17 protein-coding genes and 2 pseudogenes are annotated in these 20,022 nt (G+C 58.9%); 9 read left to right on the plus strand and 10 right to left on the minus strand.

The window, feature by feature from the left end:
- The first annotated feature begins 50 nt into the window (after positions 1 to 50).
- Positions 51 to 845: a DUF364 domain-containing protein gene (locus tag B2696_RS04345; protein WP_286954164.1), complete on the plus strand. Its 795-nt coding sequence runs from the start codon at positions 51 to 53 to the stop codon at positions 843 to 845.
- On the opposite strand, the gene B2696_RS04350 is transcribed toward B2696_RS04345, so the two are convergent.
- A complete protein-coding gene (locus B2696_RS04350; RefSeq protein WP_286954165.1) occupies positions 835 to 1,446 on the minus strand; it encodes a VanZ family protein in 612 nt (203 codons plus the stop codon). The genes B2696_RS04345 and B2696_RS04350 overlap by 11 nt on opposite strands.
- 97 nt (positions 1,447 to 1,543) lie before the next feature.
- Between B2696_RS04350 and B2696_RS04355 the strand changes: the two genes are divergently transcribed.
- Positions 1,544 to 2,524, plus strand: a complete 981-nt coding sequence (locus B2696_RS04355) for an MDR family oxidoreductase (RefSeq protein WP_376778874.1) — start codon at positions 1,544 to 1,546, stop codon at positions 2,522 to 2,524.
- Between the two features lie 242 nt (positions 2,525 to 2,766).
- Here the strand turns inward: B2696_RS04355 and B2696_RS11520 are convergent, their stop codons facing one another.
- The 3 genes and pseudogenes from B2696_RS11520 to B2696_RS04370 form a co-directional block, all read right to left on the minus strand.
- On the minus strand, positions 2,767 to 3,009 hold the full coding sequence (locus B2696_RS11520; RefSeq protein WP_286954168.1) for an HNH endonuclease signature motif containing protein: 243 nt from the start codon (positions 3,007 to 3,009) through the stop codon (positions 2,767 to 2,769).
- Between the two features lie 1,082 nt (positions 3,010 to 4,091).
- Positions 4,092 to 5,417 carry an MFS transporter gene (locus tag B2696_RS04365; RefSeq protein WP_376778872.1) on the minus strand — a complete coding sequence of 442 codons (1,326 nt, stop codon included), beginning with the start codon at positions 5,415 to 5,417 and terminating at the stop codon, positions 4,092 to 4,094.
- Positions 5,418 to 5,489: 72 nt separating this feature from the next.
- Positions 5,490 to 6,800: pseudogene (locus B2696_RS04370) on the minus strand (AMP-binding protein).
- Positions 6,801 to 6,909: 109 nt separating this feature from the next.
- On the opposite strand from B2696_RS04370, the pseudogene B2696_RS04375 reads away from it, so the two are divergent.
- From B2696_RS04375 to B2696_RS04385, 3 genes and pseudogenes are all read left to right on the plus strand, one after another.
- A pseudogene (locus tag B2696_RS04375) lies at positions 6,910 to 7,620 on the plus strand (IS6-like element IS1628 family transposase).
- 46 nt (positions 7,621 to 7,666) lie between these two features.
- Positions 7,667 to 7,858, plus strand: coding sequence for a hypothetical protein (locus B2696_RS04380; protein WP_286954181.1), 192 nt, complete (start codon positions 7,667 to 7,669; stop codon positions 7,856 to 7,858).
- Positions 7,859 to 7,923: 65 nt separating this feature from the next.
- Complete coding sequence (locus B2696_RS04385) at positions 7,924 to 8,679, plus strand: hypothetical protein (protein WP_286954169.1); 756 nt, start codon at positions 7,924 to 7,926, stop codon at positions 8,677 to 8,679.
- On the opposite strand, the gene erm is transcribed toward B2696_RS04385, so the two are convergent.
- The 5 genes from erm to B2696_RS04410 all read right to left on the minus strand — a co-directional run bounded on the left by erm (position 8,676) and on the right by B2696_RS04410 (position 15,516).
- Positions 8,676 to 9,485 (minus strand): 23S ribosomal RNA methyltransferase Erm, encoded by an 810-nt coding sequence (gene erm, locus B2696_RS04390; protein ID WP_286954180.1) that lies wholly within the window; start codon positions 9,483 to 9,485, stop codon positions 8,676 to 8,678. The two genes, B2696_RS04385 and erm, sit on opposite strands and share 4 nt — an antisense overlap.
- A gap of 195 nt (positions 9,486 to 9,680) precedes the next feature.
- Entirely contained in the window at positions 9,681 to 12,530 is a 2,850-nt protein-coding gene (gene leuS / locus B2696_RS04395) for a leucine--tRNA ligase (RefSeq protein WP_286954170.1), read from the minus strand.
- 75 nt (positions 12,531 to 12,605) lie between these two features.
- Entirely contained in the window at positions 12,606 to 14,192 is a 1,587-nt protein-coding gene (locus B2696_RS04400; RefSeq protein ID WP_286954171.1) for a DUF5129 domain-containing protein, read from the minus strand.
- 44 nt (positions 14,193 to 14,236) lie between these two features.
- A complete protein-coding gene (locus B2696_RS04405) occupies positions 14,237 to 14,404 on the minus strand; it encodes a hypothetical protein (protein ID WP_286954172.1) in 168 nt (55 codons plus the stop codon).
- Positions 14,405 to 14,508: 104 nt separating this feature from the next.
- Positions 14,509 to 15,516: a restriction endonuclease gene (locus tag B2696_RS04410; RefSeq protein ID WP_286954173.1), complete on the minus strand. Its 1,008-nt coding sequence runs from the start codon at positions 15,514 to 15,516 to the stop codon at positions 14,509 to 14,511.
- A 188-nt stretch (positions 15,517 to 15,704) separates the two neighbouring features.
- Between B2696_RS04410 and B2696_RS04415 the strand changes: the two genes are divergently transcribed.
- The gene (locus tag B2696_RS04415; protein ID WP_286954174.1) at positions 15,705 to 16,127 is read left to right on the plus strand and encodes a DUF2231 domain-containing protein; all 423 of its coding nucleotides are present in this window, start codon (positions 15,705 to 15,707) and stop codon (positions 16,125 to 16,127) included.
- A gap of 335 nt (positions 16,128 to 16,462) precedes the next feature.
- Positions 16,463 to 17,718 (plus strand): IS3 family transposase gene (locus tag B2696_RS04420; RefSeq protein WP_376778873.1). Its coding sequence is split into 2 segments (ribosomal slippage): positions 16,463 to 16,748 and positions 16,748 to 17,718, totalling 1,257 coding nucleotides; the frame shifts between segments, so codons are not numbered across the junction.
- Positions 17,719 to 17,736: 18 nt separating this feature from the next.
- Here the strand turns inward: B2696_RS04420 and B2696_RS04425 are convergent.
- Positions 17,737 to 17,883, minus strand: coding sequence for a hypothetical protein (locus B2696_RS04425; protein ID WP_286954176.1), 147 nt, complete (start codon positions 17,881 to 17,883; stop codon positions 17,737 to 17,739).
- A gap of 97 nt (positions 17,884 to 17,980) precedes the next feature.
- Here B2696_RS04425 and B2696_RS04430 point away from each other — a divergent pair, with 97 nt between their 5' ends.
- On the plus strand, positions 17,981 to 18,481 hold the full coding sequence (locus B2696_RS04430; RefSeq protein ID WP_286954177.1) for an SRPBCC family protein: 501 nt from the start codon (positions 17,981 to 17,983) through the stop codon (positions 18,479 to 18,481).
- 137 nt (positions 18,482 to 18,618) lie between these two features.
- Positions 18,619 to 19,680 (plus strand): hypothetical protein, encoded by a 1,062-nt coding sequence (locus B2696_RS04435; protein ID WP_286954178.1) that lies wholly within the window; start codon positions 18,619 to 18,621, stop codon positions 19,678 to 19,680.
- Positions 19,681 to 20,022 lie beyond the last annotated feature (342 nt).

Consider the following 20,022-nt stretch of genomic DNA (forward strand, 5'->3'; position numbering starts at 1 on the left):
CTTGCGCGCCTAGACTGGTGCAGATTCACTAAGAGGCGGAGGATAAGCAGATGTCAGCATGGGACCTATATGACGAGCTCATTGACGCAATTCCGCGCGATATTACCGTAGTACGTGCCGCTCAGGGCCCGCGGTGGACGCGCATCTACACCAACAACCCCAGCTGCGGCATCGCGCTGACCATGAGTGCTTCCTCGCGCCCAGCGCAGATGATGGATGATTATGTGGGGATTCCGGTGCGCGCCATAGCCCAGCTTTCCAAAAGCTGGAACTTTTCAGAGGCTTCCTTTGGGCTGGCGGCTCTGAACTCCTATTATTCCACCGCGGCCGTGGCCGCAGAGCACGGCTTTGCCGAAGATTCAGCTCAAGGAGGCAACGTGGGAGCAGGGGTATCTTGGGACCGAGTGTTTAGCCCCTTTAGCGAGCGCGTGACGGGCAAGAAGGTTGCGGTCATTGGCCACTTCCCCTTTGCGCCGAAGGCTCTGCATTCCGCCGCCGAGTTCTATATGCTCGAGCGCCAGCTCAATGAGGGTGATTACCCAGATTCCGCTGCCGAATACCTCTTGCCAGAATGTGACTTCGTCTTCATCTCCGGCTCGGCCTTTGTCAACAAGACGGCCCCGCGCCTAATCGAGCTCTCACGGCAGGCGCAGACCACCTTGCTGGGGCCTTCTACTCCGCTGGCCCCCGTCCTCCTCGAGGAGTACGGGGTGGATCAGATAAATGGGGTGGTCTCAGATAAACCGCTAGCTACATTTGAGGCGCTGGGTGCGGAATACACCTCCTCAAGCTGGGCGAATGGCCATATAGTGGAACGCGGAGCAGGGGTAGCCCTTAGCCGATGATTCCGGCGAGGTTCGCCCCGACTACGGCAAGGAGCAGGCCGCAGCCCACGGCTGTGATGGCACGCAACGCCGTGAGGCGGCCGCCCTTATCCAGGTGCGCATAGATTCCGGCACCCACAGCGGTGCCGAGTGTGTTGAAGATGACATCGTCGATATCACTATAGCCGATGGCAAAAACATACTGCGATACCTCAATGGCTAGGCTGAGCAGGAAGCCCAAGAAAACCGCCCCCCTCACACCGAAGGCAAGGCGCCGGATGCTGGGACGTGCGGCCTTGCCCAAGGTCTTGCCCACCGCCAGAGCAGTGGCACCAAAAGGCAGAAAGAGCAGCAGGTTTCCGATTGTATTTAGCCACGGCGCGTACCACAGCGAGGAGCGGCGGAACCCGCCTAGTGGCCAGAGGTTGAGATCACGGGTGGCGTGCGCCGAGGCGTCGACAATGCCGGGAATGTGCAGGAGTGTCCGGGCCAGCGTCACCACCGCAATAACTGCAAGAACCACGATCGCGACTACTCCCAAGCGCCACCCCACCGAGTGCGGGCGGCGCTTGGAACGCGCGGGTCGGTCCGCGGCGAGCCTATTGCGTGGGTGAATCTGCATTGTGTCTAAGAAAACCATAGTGGGTGAATTTTACTAGGCTCACCACGCCACGGACTGTCCTGCAGCTGAGAAAACACTGCGCCGCTAAGTGCGTAGGATGGTGCTTATGAGCACACTTTTGGTTAGCCGTAATGCAGACAACACCATCACGCATTCTTTCGGGGAGGAATCTTATCTCAATGAGGGTGACGTTCTCATTGACGTCACCCATTCTTCACTCAACTACAAGGACGCTATGGCCTTGGATGGAAACAAGGGCGTGATGCGGATAAACCCCTTGGTGCCTGGCATCGACATCGTGGGAACCGTGGCACGCTCCGCCGTGGAGCGCCTGCCCGTGGGGTCGCTCGTCGCCTCCTTCGGCGACGGCTTGGGCGAGTTTCGCCACGGCGGCTATACGGATTCCCAGCGGGTGAATTCCTATGCCACCGTCGCTATCCCCGCGCAATTCACCGCTGAGCAGGCTGCCGCCATTGGCACCGCCGGCTATACCGCCGCGCTCTGCGTCAACGCACTGAGCACCCACGAGATGCCTGAGGGGCCGGTCCTGGTTACCGGAGCCACCGGCGGAGTCGGTTCAGTGACCGTCAATATCCTGGCCAACAAGGGCTATGAGGTGCATGCTTTGACTGGTCGCGTGCAGGAATACGGCGACTATCTGCACCGCATCGGTGCCGCGGAGGTCATCGACCGCGCTGAGTTTGCCCAGCCAGGGCGCCCGCTGCAAAAGGCCCACTACGCCGGCGCAGTGGACACGTCCGGCTCGACGGTTTTGGCCAACGTCCTAGCGCAGATGCAATGGGGCGGCGTCGTCGCTGCAACGGGCATGGCCGCCGGTGCAGACTTGTCCTCCTCCGTCATGCCCTTCATCTTGCGCAACGTCACCCTCACCGGAGTCAACTCCGTCGATGCGCCCTTGGACTACCGCAACGAGGCCTGGCGCCTGCTGGCATCCAAGCTCGACATGGCAGTCCTTGATTCCTTCACGGAGACCATCGCCTTACCCCAGGTCATCGATGCAGGCAAGGAGCTACTCGCTGGTTCGCGCCACGGACGCACCGTGGTCACCATCAACTAGTTTGAACCAGCTCTTCCGATTTTAGAGTGCCTGGTGGGAGTGACAGTTAAAAGCGGGTCCCTTGCCGGTAAATGGCTTAGGTATCGAAGCTGGCACCGTCAACTACGCTGGCCGGTGCCCTACCTGCGTTGATGTTGTTGTTTTCCCACCGCGCATCGACCCAATGGGCATGTCGGCCACGGCGGAAGCACTCTGGCTCGGCTGGTTTTGGGGTTTGCTAAGCCGCCGTTAGGCTTGTTGTCCTAACGGCTGGTGTGCGGGGGCTGCCAGACTATTGTCCCGCGCTTGCGGGTAAGGCGCCCGCGGCGTGGTGGCGCATTCGGATCATCCTCATTAACCCCATTGTGATAGCTGCACAAAGTCACCAGATTGGAAACGTTAGTCTCCCCACCATGCTTCCAGGGGGTGAGATGATGAAACTGCCCCCGTTCTGCCGGGGTGTTACAGCCCGGCCACGCGCAGGTAGGATGCTCTGCTGCCAGCATCGTGCGCTGCTTGAGTGATGCGAAGCGCTCAAAGCGGNNGCGTACGGCTTATCACCGTAATGAGTCCTTCGTTAGCACAGGCGCGTTCAACAAGCTGCGCGCCGGTGACAACAGCCCCACTAGTCGTGCGCACTAACACATCGTCGCCCTTACGGCGCAGAATCTTCCCGTAGTCCTCCAACTGGAGGACAGCCATGGTAGTCACACGGGTACGCGCAGCCGGGGCTGCGCCTGTCTTGCCGAGCATGCGGGCAACAAAACTTGCCCCTGGTCGTTGTTGGTCAATGGTCCGGAAAGCATCTGCCATATCCAACGCATTGCCGGTCACGGTAAGCGTGGCTAGACCGTTGGGGTGCTGGCGCAACAGTGCACGCTCACGGTACTTGTGAGGGACTCGTAATTCACGCACCCTGCGCTTGGCTACCGCGCTAACCTGCTCACCTGGTGTGGCACATAACTCTAGACGTAGGTTCCAGGCGGCTCGTTGTTCTTTGACGCGGCGGGTAAAAGACTCAATCAAGCGCAGGGTGCTTAAACAATGCCCATTGCGCCTGGCCGCGTCAACAGCTAGGCGTTGCTTGCCGGTGTAGGGGGTGGTGCCGAAGTAGATGGTGTGCAGGCTTATAAGCTCGGCGGCATCGTGTGTGCTGGCCCCCATCTTCTCAAGGTCTGGGGCAGACAGCCCCGAGCACTCGGCCACGAGGTCGATGCCTTGGCCGAGTTGTGCGAAATACTCCTGTAAGCCCATGACCGTCACGCTAAGGCACCGCCAAGCGGTGCGACAATCCCCAACCCGCACCGTATAAGGACAACTGTGGATAACCCACCCACACCGCCCCAGTTATCCACAGCCATGCCGGCTAGCCAGAACTAGGCAGTGCGGTGGCAAGGCCAACCGAGTTACCCTGAACGGTTAGGCTCATGCTGAATCAAGGAGATCTCGGTATTCAGAACAACTGACCAAGAGAACCAATGCACTCAAAAACCGAAGGGACCGTTAAACAACGCAACAAGCCCGGCGGCCGAAGAGATAGAGTCATCCCCTCGACAGCCGGGCTTGTTTTGCCTTGCAATGCCACGCGCTAGACGTGCAGGTCACGGTCCTGAATGCCCTTGGGGATAAGGGCCACGCCGATAAGAGAGACACAGGTTATGCCGATGGCGTAGGCGGCAATGGCCATGGAGGTCTGGAACTGCGTATAGAGCATCTCGGCGATCATGGGGGCGAAGGCGCCGCCGATGATGGAGCCGAAGGCGTAGCCAATGGATACGCCGGACAGGCGCACCCTCACCGGGAACATCTCGGCATAAAGTGCGGACTGCGGGCCATAGGTCGCACCCAGCAAAAGGCCCAGGATAACCACCGCGCCGCCGAAGATCACAAGGTTGGCGGAATCCACCGCGAGCCAGACCGGCACGGCCCAGGCTGCGAGGGCGATGTAGCCGATGATGAACATCTTTTTGCGTCCCACACGGTCGGAGAGGTGGCCGAAGTACAAGGTGCCGATGAACCAGCCCACCGAGGCAACGAGAGCGACGGCAAGAGCATCGGTGCGGGTGTAGCCCACCACCTTGGTTCCATAGGAAGTGAAGTAGGCAATGACGAAGTAGCCCACCGCATTATTGGCCGCGAAGATAAGCGCGCACTTGACCACGGTGCCGAAGTGCTCCTTGAATAGCACAGCCAGCGGAGCCGAGGACTTCTCCTTGAGCTGCTCGAGTTCGACGAAGGCGGGGGACTCCTCAACCACGCGCCGAATGAAGTAGCCCACCACGATGAGGACAACCGAGGAGAGGAAGGGAATACGCCAGCCCCAAGCCACGAATTGCTCGGTGCTCAGCACTGCAGAGAGGATGAGCATGAAAATGGTGGCCAAGAACATGCCCAGGGGCACGCCGACCTGCGGGAAGGCGCCGAAGAGGCCGCGCTTCTTATAAGGAGCGTGCTCGACGGCGAGCATCGCGGCGCCTCCCCATTCGCCGCCGGCGGAGAGTCCCTGCAGGATGCGCAGGCCCACAAGCAGGATGGGGGCAGCCATGCCGATGGCGGCATAGTTGGGCAAAAGGCCCATGAGCATCGTAGCTAGGCCCATGCCGATGAGCGTGATGACCAGGACCGGCTTGCGACCGATGCGATCTCCCAGGTGGCCGGCGATAATCGCGCCGAGGGGCCGGAAGAGGAAGGAGATTCCCAGCGAGGCCCAGGAAATTATCTGGGCCAGCGAGGCATTAGCGTTGGATACAGGATCGAAGTATTGGGAAGCAAAGATGAGGCCGGCGGCCTGGGCGTAGATGAAGAAGTCGAACCACTCGATGGTGGTGCCGACCATGGAGCCAGCGAGCACGCGCTTGTGCTCTGAAGTAATGCCAGGCTCGTCTTTCTTGGAGCTGATGACTGGTGCAGACACAGGGTTTCTTCTCTCTATGGGTGCATGAATGGGACGGAATGGAAGGAAATGGTCACTAAAAATGCCGCGTGACTATTCGCCGCGCTTGTCGACGATGCGTTTGGCTTTGCCCTCGCCAGAGTCGACAGAGTCCACCACATCCACGCCAACCGTGATGCCGATGCGGTTTTTGATCTGGGCCCGTAGCCACAGACTGGAATCCTCGATCTCGGCCAGCGAGAGCTCAGGCTTGTGCTCAACAATAATCTCTAGGTGATCCATACGTCCTCGCTTAGACAAAATACATTGATAGCGCGGACGCAGGGAGGGGTGTTCGGTGATGATTTCCTCGAATTGCGAGGGGAAGCAGTTGACGCCGCGCAAGATGATCATGTCATCGTTGCGTGCGGTGATGCGGTCGAGGCGCCGCATGGAACGAGCAGTGCCCGGCAGAATGCGGGTGAGATCATGCGTGCGATAGCGAATGATGGGAAAAGCCTCCTTGGTCAGCGAGGAGATAACAAGCTCTCCAAACTGTCCATCGGGGACCGGCTGTAGCGTCTGCGGATCAACAATCTCCGGGTAGAAGTGGTCCTCCCACACGGTGAGTCCATCCTTAGTTTCCACGCACTCTTGGGCCACGCCTGGTCCCATGACCTCGGAGAGGCCATAGATGTCCGTGGCGGTGATTCCGAAGCCCGCTTCTAGCTCGCGGCGCATTCCTTCGCTCCAGGGCTCCGCGCCGAAGACACCGGCCCGCAGCGAGCTCTCGCGCGGATCGATTCCTTCCTTGCGCATGCGATCAAGCAGATTGAGCATGTAAGAAGGCGTTCCAAGGATCGCATCTGGCTGGAAATCCCGCATGATCTGGATCTGCCGCTCGGTTTGTCCGCCGGAAGTAGGAATCGCGGTGGCGCCAAGTTGCTCAACGCCGTAGTGCCCGCCGAGCCCTCCGGTAAAGAGACCATAGCCAAAGGTGATCTGGACTTTATCGCTGGGACGAAGGCCGCCGGCGCGCAAGGAGCGGGCGACTAATTCGGATCAGATTTTCACGTCATTTTGGGTGTATCCCACCACGGTCGGTCGGCCGGTAGTGCCGGAGGAGGCGTGGATGCGTGCAACCTGGCCTTGATCCACCGCGAACATTCCGAAGGGGTACTCCGCACGCAGGGTCTCTTTATCCGTAAACGGATAGTTGGCAAAGTCCGCCAGCTCCCGGAAGTCATCTGGGTGGACGCCCACCTCGTCGAATGCCCTCTTGTAGTGGGGGACGTTGTAGTACGCATGGCGCAGCTCGTTCTTGGCGCGTTGCGTCTGCAGGGCGATGATCTCATCGCGGGAGGCGTACTCGATGCCCATTTGTGGGCCGTGATGATCAGAAAAAATATCAAAGACTGCGGTCACGGTGTTGCCTTTCGGTACGGGAGAAGTTAGGTCCACACCCTCATTCCCTCGAAAGGGTGCTGTTGCAAAGTTGGGGCAGTAGGAAGACCGGCGTGGAATAATCAGGTCCATGGGCATCTTCTCCGGTCGGCAGTTCCCTCGTGAAATCATCCTGTGGGCGGTGCGGTGGTACTGCCGCTACGGCGTGAGCTACCGCGACCTCGAAGAGATGATGACCGAGCGGGGAGTGCCGGTCGATCACACCACGATCTACCGCTGGGTCCAGAAATATGCTCCTGAGCTGGATAAGAAGACCCGGTGGTATCGGCAAGTTCCTGACTGGCAGGCCAGGTCCTGGCGGGTGGATGAGACCTATATCCGGGTCGGGGGAAAGTAGTGCTACCTCTATCGGGCAATCACCGCCGGTGGCCAGACCCTGGACTTCTACCTCTCACCAAAACGCAACGTCGCGGCAGCGAAGCGTTTCCTGGCGAAGACGCTGCGGTCGAATAAATCGGCAGGCTATCCGCGGGTGATCAGCACCGACAAGGCCCCCTCACTCGCCAGGGCAATCTCTGAGCTGAAGGCGGAAGGCGTCTGTCCATCGACGGTCGAGCATCGTCGGGTGAAATACCTCAACAACGTCATTGAAGGCGATCATGACCGGTTAAAGCGGATCCTGAGGCCGAAAGGAGCGTTCAAAAACCGGACTTCCGCCTACCGGACTCTGAAAGGGATGGAAGCGATGCACTCATTGCGGAAAGGGCAGGGCACGATGTTTGCCTATGGTCACCCGAATCCGGATGCAGTGATTGTTAGCCGGGTATTCGAGACGGCCTGACAACACAGGCACATAGCGTTGATCACACAATAAAAACGGAGCTTTCTTGGCTCCCGCCCCAAGTTGCAACAGCACCATCCGCGTCGAGCTCACCGCCAAGCGGATCACACCCCGTCTAACCGATGACTACGGCGAGGTGTGCTGGGATGCAGCACTCTACAATCAGGACGATGAGCTCGTCGCCAGCTATGACGTGCTCACCCTCGTGGAGAAAAACGCCAGCCTTTATGTGAGCTAGCGATGCGGGGATGAGTATTAGATTCGACGTTAGGTTCTCCGCGGGTTTCTCTACAATGGTGCGACATGGACAAGCTCTTTCACACCCTCGCCCTGGACTTCCCCGATCTGGAGGACCTCGTCGACGAGGTTCATGACTGCGCCCAGTTGGCGCTCGAGGATGTTCCGGCATTCGAGGCAGTCCTCCGCTATCAGGATCCCTCCGGCCCGCAGCTAAGTATCTTCAGCTTTGAAACCGAGTGGACGGCGCTGCCCTCCTTGCGCTCGGCGAAGCCCACCGAGGTAGCGGCATACCGGATAACGCCCTATATCGCGCTGGTGGAGATTTCCGGGCTAGGTGCTGGGGCAGACAGCCCCGACTCAGGTCCCCACAACCTGCGCTTTTCCGCGCTGAGTGATTCCGCCTTTGCCCTGCCCGCAGGCAATCCGGCCGGTGGCGAACGCCGCGCCGAGGCCATGGACATCGCCGCGGTAGCTCTCGATGTCACGCTGTCCCAAGCAGATGCCGAATCGGATAGAGACTCGGGTGGAAAAGATGTAGGCGCTGAGTTTTTGTTGCGGGCGCCGAGCACCGAGGAGTTCTACCGCAGCTACAAGCCGCGGTGGGTAACCCCCCACGCGCACATTGAGGGCGTGATTAAGTCCGTGGAACAGCGCCATGTCGAGCTCACTGACCAGGACTTCTACTTCTGCACTGTTCCAACGCCTTTCGGCGACCTCGCCCTGGCACTGCCCGCCGATGCCGCGCCCAAGGTTGGACAAAGGTGTAGCGGCGAGGTCATCATGGTGGCCAGCACCCATCACTGGCCCCCGCGCTATTAACGCGCGTATTGCTCACGCCCGCGCGGGCGCCACCCTAGGTCCACGGCGAGGCGGAATAGTCCCGCCCACTGGGCGGGATCGAGATCCTTGGGCAAAACTGCTGGACGCAGGCCTTCAACTTCCATCCAGCGCCTTATCTCGCTCGTGGCTGTTCTGCTGCGCAGGAGTCTGCCTACAATCTCGCGCATTCCCCTTCCGCGGCCTGTATAGACCGCATGCACGAAGGAGCGATACTGCCCTGCCTGGGCAGTTAGCAACAGTGGAAAGCCGCGTCTTGCAATAACCATGAGGCCACCATCGACGCCGGGACTAGGCTCAAAGGCGCTGCTAGACACGCGGCTGTGCAGCCGGAACTCAAACCACGGCCACCACTGAGCAGTCATCATCGTGGCACCACCCACCCCGGCGCGGCGGCGGGCCACCTCCCATTGCACCAGCAGAACTGCGTGGCTCCAGCCGGGTGCGTGCAGCAGCTTGCGCAGAACCGCCGTGGTGATGTGGAAGGGCAGGTTTCCCACGATGACATGGGGTGATGTGGGCAGAGGGTAACGCAGGAAGTCTTGGTTGATAACTGCGACATCGGGAAGCTTTTTCTGCACGCGTCGGGCCTGCTTGGGGTCGATGTCGATCGCTGTTACTTTCCTGCCGAGGCAGGATAGCGGCTCGGTGATGGCTCCCCCGCCGGGGCCGATCTCAACTATCGGCCCGGAAGTTTTCTTAACTAGATCTATGATGTCTGCAATGACTTTCTGGTCAACGAGAAAGTTTTGGCCGTATTCGTGTCGGCCGCCGCGATAGGTCGGCATAGTGTGTGCATCTCCGGATTGGCTCAAAGAATCCGGGCAGGCTAAAGACGCCACCCGGCTGATTCTGCGGAGCGGCGGAGGGCCTGAAGTGTCAAGACCGCGCCGCTAGAGGGCGCGGATCCTGGTTACTGCTATACCTGCGGAACACATGGGACAGACCTTAACAAAGCACTGCTAAAGATGCCAGCGTGGTTGCTATTTCACCACGAGGTTGACCATGCGGCCAGGCACGAAGATCTCCTTGATGAGGTTCTTGCCCTCCAGAAGCTCCGCGATCTTGGGCTCGGCCTTGGCGGCTGCAAGGACGGTGTCCTTGGCGGCGTCGACAGGCACGGAGATGCGCGCCTTGACCTTGCCATTGACCTGGATGGGAACCTCGACCTCATCATCGACCATGTACTTCTCATCGAAGGTGGGGAAGGGCTCATAGGTAATGGTCTGGCTATGGCCAAAGTGGCGCCACAGCTCCTCGGCGATGTGCGGCGCGATGGGGGAGACCAGCTGCACCACGGGCTCAACGGCAGCGCGCGGCGCACCGGATTTATAGGCCTTGGTCAGGTAGTTGACGTACTCGATGAGCTTGGCCACCACGGTGTTAAGCCGCAGGTTCTCATAGTCATCGCGCACACCGGCGATGGTGCGGTGCAGGGCCTTGAGATCTTCTTGGCTCAGATCGCGGTCATGGGTTAACAACTCGCCGGTGGTCTCATCGACCACGAGGCGCCACAGGCGCTGCAGGAAGCGCTGCGAGCCCACGACATCCTTGGTGGCCCAGGGGCGTGAGGTATCCAGCGGGCCCATCGACATCTCATAGACGCGCAGGGTGTCGGCGCCGAAGTCGCGGCAAATGTCATCCGGGGCCACGGCGTTCTTGAGGGACTTGCCCATCTTGCCGTACTCCTGAGTGACCTCCTCGCCGTTGTAGTAGAACTTGCCGTCCTTCTCCTCCACCTCGGCGGCCGGAACGTAGACGCCGCGGGAATCGGTGTAGGCAAAGGCCTGGATATAGCCCTGGTTATAGAGGCGGCGGTAGGGCTCGCGGGAGGTGACATAGCCTAAGTCAAAGAGCACCTTGTGCCAAAAACGCGAGTAGAGCAGGTGCAACACCGCATGCTCGACGCCGCCGACGTAGAGGTCCACGCCGCCGGGATCGTTGGCGCCGTGCTCCGCCGGGCGCGGGCCGGTCCAATAGCGCTCATTCTCGATATCGCAGAAAGCCTGATCATTGGTGGGATCGATATAACGCAGCTGGTACCACGACGAGCCCGCCCACTGCGGCATGACGTTAGTATCGCGGAAGTACTTCTTCTTGCCTTCACCCAGGTCGAGCTCAACCTCGACCCACTCGCGCGCCTTAGCCAGCGGCGGCTGTGGGCTGGAGTCGGCATCGTCGGGGTCAAAAGACACCGGCTTATAGTCGGCGACCTCGGGCAGTTCGACCGGCAGCATCGAGCTCGGCAGGGGATAGGCTTGGCCCTTTTCGTCATAGACAATGGGGAAGGGCTCGCCCCAGTAACGCTGGCGGGCAAAGAGCCAGTCACGCAACTTGTACTGAATCTTCTCCGCACCCTTGCCCTGCTCGGTGAGCCAGTCAATGGTCTTGGCAATGGCCTCAGCCTTATCCAGACCATTGAGATTCAGACCACCCGGGGCGGCCGAATTAACCAGGGTGCCGTCCCCGGTCCACGCCTCAGTGGCAACGTCTCCGCCGGAGACTACCTCGGTAATCGGCAGGCCCAGCACGGTGGCGAACTCATAGTCACGGGTATCGTGCGCGGGCACCGCCATAATCGCACCCGTACCGTAGCCGGTGAGCACATAATCGGCGATGAAGATCGGCACCTGCTTGCCGTTGACGGGGTTGGTGGCATAAGTACCCAGGAATACGCCGGTCTTCTCCTTGTTTTCCTGGCGCTCCAGGTCCGACTTCGCGGCTATGGCTGCGCGGTAGGCCTCCACGGCCTCCTTCGGATCATCGTGGCCATAGGTCCAGCGCTTGTCGACGTCGTCCTCATAAGGAATGGGTGAAAGCAGGGCGTCGACAAGCTCGTGCTCAGGCGCCAGAACCACGTATTCCGCGCCGAAGAGGGTATCCGGACGGGTGGTGAACACGGCGATGTCATGGCCCTCCGCACGGAAGTTGACCTCCGCACCGCGGGAGCGCCCAATCCAGTGCCGCTGCATGGACTTGACCTTCTCCGGCCAATCCAGGTCCTCCAGATCATCCAAGAGGCGATCCGCATAAGCGGTAATGCGCATCATCCACTGCGAGAGATTCTTGCGGAAGACGGGGAAGTTGCCACGCTCGGAACGCCCGTCGTGCGTGACCTCCTCATTCGCCAGCACCGTACCCAGGCCCGGGCACCAGTTCACCATGGAATTAGAAAGGTAGACCAAGCGGAACTCGTCGACGGCGTGACGCTTTTCCTCCTCGCTAAGATCCTCGTAGTAGCGCCCATCCTTGGTGGTGCGCTTATTGGCTTCGAGCTCGGCAATCAGCTCGGCGATGGGGCGGGCCTTGCCCTGCTCCTCATCGAACCAAGAGTTATAAATCTGCAGGAAGATCCACTGCGTCCACTTGTAGTACTCCGGATCCGTCGAGGCCACCGAACGCCGCGGATCATGGCCCAAGCCCAGCGCGCCGAGCTGGCGGCGCATGTTTTTAATATTGGCCATCGTGGTCGTGCGCGGGTGCGTGCCCGTCTGGATGGCGTACTGCTCCGCCGGCAGACCAAAAGCGTCATAGCCCAGCGTATGCAGCACGTTCTTGCCCAGCATGCGATTAAAGCGCGCATAGGTATCGGTGGCGATATAACCCAGCGGGTGGCCCACGTGCAGGCCCGCGCCCGAGGGATAGGGGAACATGTCCTGGACATTGAGCTTATCTGCAGGCAACGGCTTGCCATCATGCGCCGAGAGATCCCCGACGGGGTTCGGGGCATTGAAAGTGCCGTGGTCTTTCCAGTACTGCTGCCAGTTCTGTTCAATCTGGTTGGCGAGTTCCGGCGTGTAGCGGTGCGCTGTGGATTCACTCGGGTTAGTCATGGTTAAACAGTGTAGTAGGAAGGGCAACACTTCCTGCGACTGCTCCCCGGGTGGGGGCTTAGAGTCTGTGCAGCCCTAGAAACTCGAGGAACCACCTGCGCCGGAGAAGCCAGAACTAAAACTGGTGTTGGCGCTACTGCCGGAGGAGGAGGATTGCGCGCTGGCGTTGCTGGAATGCCACGAGCTCATCACCCAGAAGGGGACAAAGCTGTTGTAGCCATAACCCACCCGGTAATCCGGCGAAGTGATTCCCGGCGCGACCAGCGCGGTGTTCTTCGCTTCCTCGAGATCATCGAACTTCTGCTGACGCAGCTGCTCCAGGGCAGTGCGGTAATCACCAAGCAGCAGAACGTAATCATCCAAGAAGCCAGGGTGTTGGGTCTTGGCCATCATTGAGTCTGCTCGCTCGCGCAGGTTCTGCAGTTCGCGGTACAGGCCTGATTCGGCATCGTCGAGGGAAACCTGGGCCTCTACGACATCGTCCCGCAGCGCCTGCAACTCAGTGCGGCGCACGAGCTCATCGCCGTGCTCCAAAGAATAAAGCTTGTCGATGTTGTCTTCCGCGTAGCTAACCTCGCGCGTAGTCACTGCGGCTTGATGGATAGCATCGGCCTGCTCCAGATACTTCTCATCCGGCGCTTTCGATGTGAGATTACCCAAGGCATCTACTTGGCCGTGAATATTGAAGAATCGATCACGGACTTCTTCCCACTGCTTGCGCATGGTCTCATTCGCAAACGGTGAGGCAAGCGAGTGCGCACGGATATCAATCTGATCTAGCCGCGTGGCAAGTTCACCGTACTCCTTGCCCACCAGAGACATCTCCGCACGTGCCTGGGCTACCTTCTTAGCTTTATTGCGGCGATACGCACCAACGCCCATGCCAATGCCAAAGATTGCTCCACCGCCGCCAATCCCGGCTCCGGCCATCGCGCCGATGCGATCTCCTACGGCATCGTTATATCGATCCTCCGCGAGTTGTGATACATCTGTTGCCTCATCCGCCCCAGCGAAAAGACCGGCTGGTATGTTGTTGTCCTCTACGCCCGGCTTAATAGCATCAAGTGAATCATCGAGGTGAGAACTATCGCGCAGGTCGAGCGTGTCTGCCACGTCTTCACCAGCGAAGATGAAAGCCTGACGCGGATCAAGCCCCACCCCAACGATAAGAACGCCATCTGCAAACTTGTCATCCCCTATCAGCTCAGGGTGGTTATCACGCAGGTAGTTCTCAACGGTGTCATTAACATTGTCATCATTGTCCGCAAAGACAATGTAGTTGAGCTGCTTCACTACTGCCGGAACCTCAAGACGCTCGGCGTCACGCTCCATGCGAGCCTCATCATCTGCGCTGAGCACACCGTCAGGGTTATCAATCTGGGTGCTAAACGTATTGGTGATTTGTGTGTCTGCCGAGTTGGAAATCTCATAGTCCGCGCGCTGCGGAACATCCATGGCCGCCCCGACGCCGCCGACGAGCGCGCCACCACCAATGGCACCCAAAATCAGCGAGACACCCATCATTTTTCCGATGCCCGGACGCGCCTGCTTATTGATCTCCTTGAGCTCAGCCTCAGTCAACGCCTGTGGCTTCTCGGCCTCAGGTGCCTTCTGGGCTACGTACTTCTTGGCGGACTTCATGGGCTTCTTTTTCGCGCTCATGTCCTCCACGGTAGTTGAGTAAGCCATAACCGGGCGCGCACAGCTCAGCCCTGCGGCCGCGCATCGGCAGCAACTTCCGGCGTATAGACCTTAATCTTGCACTCGGTGACCTCGAGCGCAAGCAGGAGTTCGCGCAGCTGGCGCTCGATTCTGGCACGCTGTGCCATCATGATCTCGCGGCGCTCGGGGTAGCTCGATTCCCCTTGCTCCACGAGCGCGACATGAACTCAAGCGAGTCGGTGTTTTCTTGGCCGATAATTCATCGAAAGCTTCATTCAGAGCTAACGCAGCAACTTCCTCCTCTAGAGTTCTGTTTCTAATCAGCTTCATCGGCCACAACGAGGACGGGAGTGAGTGGAATTAGCCTGCGCCAGCGTTCTGGTAGAGCGTCGTAGTTGTCCATGACTAGTGTGACGATGTCTTCACCGGACAGTAGCCTTAGGCCTGGCCGCTGTCTTTCGATGCTGAGTGCATCGCGGCTATAGGTGCCGAGGGTGAAGAACAAGCACAGCTCGCCATCGCCTTGGGTTCCCGCGAGTTGTTGGACTTCGGGGGCACCAATGGTGGAAACACGCTGCTTACACTGCGCCTTAATCTGTGGTGGTTCAACGCCAAGCGGATCTTTGTGGGCGATAATGTCCACGCCGCCGTCTTGGGAATACTGTGTCACGCGTGCCTGGTAGCCAATGACGCGCAATAGGGCTGCGGAAAGCTCCTCGAATTCCTGCGGGCTAATGCGGCTAGAAAGGACTTCCAGGATGAAGTCTCTGGTGTGGCGCAAGATGCGTGAAGCTCGTGGTTGCTCCGGGGATTGATCGTCTGCAGGATCCTCGTTGGTAGTTGAGGGGTGGAGCGCATCGACGGTTTCCGCGATTTTCTCTGCGTCATCGGTGGAGCTATTCAACACGGTAAGGACTTCTTGGGTGTGCCGCGTTATCTGGAAGAGTGTGAGGAAGGAGCCAAACTCATAGAGGGCTGACTGGGTAAATACCGTTCGCGGCAAGCCAATCTTTACCCACCGTACTGGTCGCCGGTGGCGATGGGTCGGTGCATCCGCTTGATAGAAGTACTCGCCGGAGACAATGCCGAGGTTGATGGTGCTATCGGGCTTATACGGTGCAACGACGATATCGCCGACAGCTAGCTCATGGGAGAAGCGGAAGAGAACTCCGGCTTGGCCGGCAATACTGCGAGGCTTCGCATCGGGTTCACGTTCAAGGAGAGCACGCTTGATTCCCTCGCGGCCGCCCGGCATGTTGTGGAGATCGCCAACGTTGTCCCAGCCGATGCTAATGAAGCTTTGGTCGATTAGCTCGTCACTCAACGTGTCGTAAACCGGCCTGGGCTAATCAACTCATCCCAAAAGACTTGCCAAATCAAGTTAGGCAGTCACGAGTTTCCTGAGGCACATCTGCGAAGAAGCTGCGAACATCCAACGACCTGCTGTTTTCGCAGGTAAGGGAAGCCTTTTCAAGGTGGCGGGGCCGAATAATCGCGCTTAATTTCGACATAGTGAATTTCAATATTGGCGGGATACCCGCTCACCCATTATTTGTCCACGGCGCCGTTGTCCTGATTCCTCTCACCGCACTAGTTCTCATCGCGTGGGTCTTCGTGCCACGGTGGAAACAATCATTTGCCATCCCGACTTTGCTCGGTGGCATTGTCAGCTTCGTCGTGCTCATCCTGACTCGCCAGACAGGCGAAGCGCTGCCGAAGGACCCCGGAATTCACGAAACCTATGCAGGTGCCTTCACTATCGCAGTGTTCCTGATGGTCGTCGCAATCATTGCCTTGTTCTGGGCATATAAGAAGGAGAAGTGGACAACCGGACTTGGGTGGACACTGCGTATCGTGGCGGCAGTCTTGGCCGTGGCAGTCCTAGTCACTTCGGTGCTTACCGGGCATTCCGGCGCAGCACTCGTGTGGAACTAGCGAATTGATCAATAGCCGCCCTACATGGATCTCCAACATCCGTGAAGAGCGGTTTTTACATGCTCAAGAAAGTCAGCAATAGGACTGGAACTCGGCGAAGTTCAGAACATGCTCGTTGTACTCGCAGTCGTTTCAAGGCTGACCTAGACATAACTAGAACTCAGCACAAGGACCAACTTGAGGAAGCAGGCTAGCAGTATCAAACAAGCTGGATTCTTAGTTTTGCAAACCTAGGACAGCATAGTCCCACCCCGAAACGGGTAGCTGAGTAATAGGGAACATTGATATAAACCGGCCTGGGTTGGTGAGAGGGCATGATGTAACACAGGAGGAACATCATGGCTATCAGCCCCTACGACCAGGAGACCCGCCAGCGAGCGGTGCGCCTGTACTTCGAGGAGCTCACTGGCGGCGCTTCAACCAAGGCAGCCGCACTACGCGCTGTCGAAGCGGTCATCGGCATCAAAGCATCTACTATCCGTAACTGGGTACGCGCAGAAGAGAAAAAGGTGGACGTTGCTGTCGAGCAATCCGACGCCGAAAAGGACGCGGAACTTGCGACACTGCGCAAAGAAAACGCCCGGCTCAAAGAAGCCAACGAGATCCTGAAACTGGCCTCAGCTTTTTTCGCCCAGGCGGAGCTCGACCGCAAACTGAAGTGATCGTGGACTTCCTCCGCACTCACCGGCACCTGTATTCCATCGAGCGGATGTGCCGCGTGCTCAACGAGCATGAATACGCTATTTCACCGGCAACGTTCTACCGCTTCCAGGCCCGTGGTTTCGGGCCCACCCCTGCCGAGCTGGATGAGGCTTACGCCGCGCACCGCCTGTTTGAGCTGTGGCAGGCCAATCGGCAAGTCTACGGGCGACGAAAACTATGGAAAGCCGCCCACCGGGCAGGCTGGAACATCGGCCGTGACCAGGTGCAACGCCTCATGAAGATCCTTGGAATCGCGGGTGTACTCCGACGCAAGACCACACGCACCACCGTTGCTGATCCCACGGCTGAGCGTTTCCCGGATCGTATTCAACGGGCCTGGTCGCAGGCTCAGCGCCCCGATCAGTGGTGGGTCGCGGATTTCACGTATGTGCACACCAGCTGCGGTTTCAGCTACGTGGCTTTTGTCACCGACGTGTTCACCCGTGAGATCCTGGCGTATGTCGTGGACACCCGAGCCACGAAATCTTTGGTCATCCGTGCGCTGCGACAGGCACTGGCGCTACGCCAGCGCCAGGACCCGTACTTTGAGTCGGCCGGGGTGATCCACCACTCGGACGCTGGCGTACAGTACACCTCCACAGATCTCCGCCGGCTGCTGGCCGTCCACCAGATGGACGGGTCTATCGGCACCGTCGGCGACGCCTACGACAACGGTCTCATGGAGTCAACGATCGGGCTGTACAAGTCTGAGCTCATAGATTTCGAGGCCAGGACGTGGCCGGACTGGGGTGAGGTGGAACGCGCCACAGCCGGATGGGTCCACTGGTATAATCATAAGCGGTTGCATTCCTCGCTCGGGCATATCCCGCCGATCGAGTACTACACCAACTACCAACGAGAAAACTACGCAGGCCTTCACGTCGCGTAACACGCCACTCTCAAAAATTCAGGCCGATTCACTCTCCCCACGTTCCAGCGCCGCCAGTGCCAGCGCCTTCCCCAGCCCGGAGGTCGCCCCCGTGATGAGCCAGGTCCTTTGATCCGAATCCGCAGTGCCAGCCGCACTGCCTGTTGCCATGTTGTTTTCTCTCATGGCACACACGCTAAAGCTTCGAGCGCGCTCGAAGGCAAGCCCGAATCACAACCTCAAGCGCAAACGAAGCCACGGCCTCAGCCACTATCCTATGAAAATGGCCTATGAACTCAGCGATTCCATCACCATCAACGTTTCCCCCGCAGCGGTATTCACCCTATTAAGTGACATCACCCGCACCGGCGAGTGGAGCGCCCAGTGCTACCGCGCGCACTGGAACGATGCCGACGATACCCACGCCACCGACCACACCGCCGCCCCCTCCCACGGCATTGGCTCCACCTTCACCGGCTACAACCGCACCCCGGAACGCGAGTGGTCCACCACCTCCGAAGTCATCACCTACAAACCCAATACCGAGTTCTCCTGGCAAGTCCTCTCCAGCGGCACCATCTGGGGCTACCGGATGGAACCAGCACCCAATACAAACGACGCCACCCTCCTCACCGAATACACCGCCTTCACCCCAGCCGGCGAGGCCTACTTCCGCAGCAAATTCGGCCCCGACGCCACCGCCCAGGAAGCACAACGCCAGCACGCCGCCACCGCCGGCATCACCCAGACGCTCACGCGCATCAAGGAAAGCCTCGAGGGTTAGCAGGAATCTCCTAACACTCCTTTAGAGTTAACCCAAAGGGCTCTCTCGGAGGCTAATTGCTATTTGAACGTATGTTCGCCACTTAGGCTAGAATGAGCGGAAGCGGCGGGATAATTTCGTGAAAAAGGAGGGCGTTGTTGAGCGCTAGTCAGTACCAGAGGCAGCTTGAGAGCAAGCGCAAGCAGCGCGCTGAAGCAGAAACGAAAGCAGGGGCCTTCAGATCGAAGGAGTCCACCAAGCGGGCTGCAGCGGGAAAAGCCCGTCAATCAGCTGCGAAGACCAAGAGTGAGGCTACTTTTAGGTCCAAAATGAAGGAGGCTGAACGTCGGGAAACTGAAGCAATCACCGCCGGAAAAGAGGCCAACCGGTGGGAAACCAAGGCAGCTGATTACAGAAAAGCAGAACGACTACTCCAAGAAAAGCTGACGAGAGCGGAGAAGTCGGAGGCTGCAGCGGCAGATCGCAGGCAGCGCCAAATGGCGCATCAAGCTGCGAAACGAGAAGCAGCTGAACGGTCCGCGGTGAATGAGCGTCTCAGCCGAGCAGAGTCATCCGTCGGTTACGTGTTGAGCAGGCTCCCAGAACCCAAGCCGGAGAAACTGCGTATTCTCATGCTAGGGGCATCGTCTGCCGGAGACCTTCGTATCGGCAGAGAGATGAAACGAATTCAGGACGCGATCCGAACGGCACTGCTCCGTGATGCCATCGAGTTCGATGTGCGGCCGGCAGCAACTCCAGATGATCTTCTCGACGGAATCTCCCAGTTCCGCCCGCACATCATTCACTTCTCGGGACACAGCGATGAGGAGTTCCTTGTACTCGAAGCGGACCGAGACGAAGGGGGTCTGAGTGCCGAAATCAGCGCGAGGGCATTCGCCAGCGCAGTTCGAGCTACTGATACTCCGCCACTGCTTGTCGTACTGAATTCATGCAGCTCCGCAAGTCAAATCGACGCACTGGTTGAGCAAGTTGTGCCGTTCGCAATAGGAATGTCGGACACCATCCTAGACGGGGATGCAATCAACTACGCCGCTCGATTCTACGCGAACATCGCCAACGGGCAGTCTCTGACATCAGCTCATCAGGCTGGAAAGGCACGTCTAGAGATGGACGGAGCTGAGGGGTGCGATCTACCGACCCTTGCGTCGGCAGAACAAGCAGATCCGGTGACCACAATACTGGTCCACCAGACGGACTAGCACAGGTAATAGGAGCAACCCACCAAGTACCGTGGGCCGTCACCTCCTAGAGAGTTCTGGTTCAGCGAGGCTTAGGCCCGACCCCGAGAAGTAGTCCTTCAGCTCTCTGGACGATTGCAAGTTCACTCTGTTTTGTCACGATCTGTCCGCATCTCCTCCAAGGCCAAAGAATCTATCAAAGAACACTCCGAATCGCTGTAGTACGCGTTGCTTCTTTTCCCCCAGGCCACCATTGGGTGCAAAGCGTGACACTGGCGGCATTACCTTCGTTATAGCGGTCCCAGAAGCTGCTATGGCCCCATCGCGAAATGCTGTCTCCATGTCTGGCGTCCTAATTGGAAA

Origin of the sequence: Corynebacterium sp. UBA4397 (assembly GCF_002390965.1) — a bacterium.
GTDB classification, from domain to species: Bacteria; Actinomycetota; Actinomycetes; order Mycobacteriales; family Mycobacteriaceae; genus Corynebacterium; species Corynebacterium flavescens.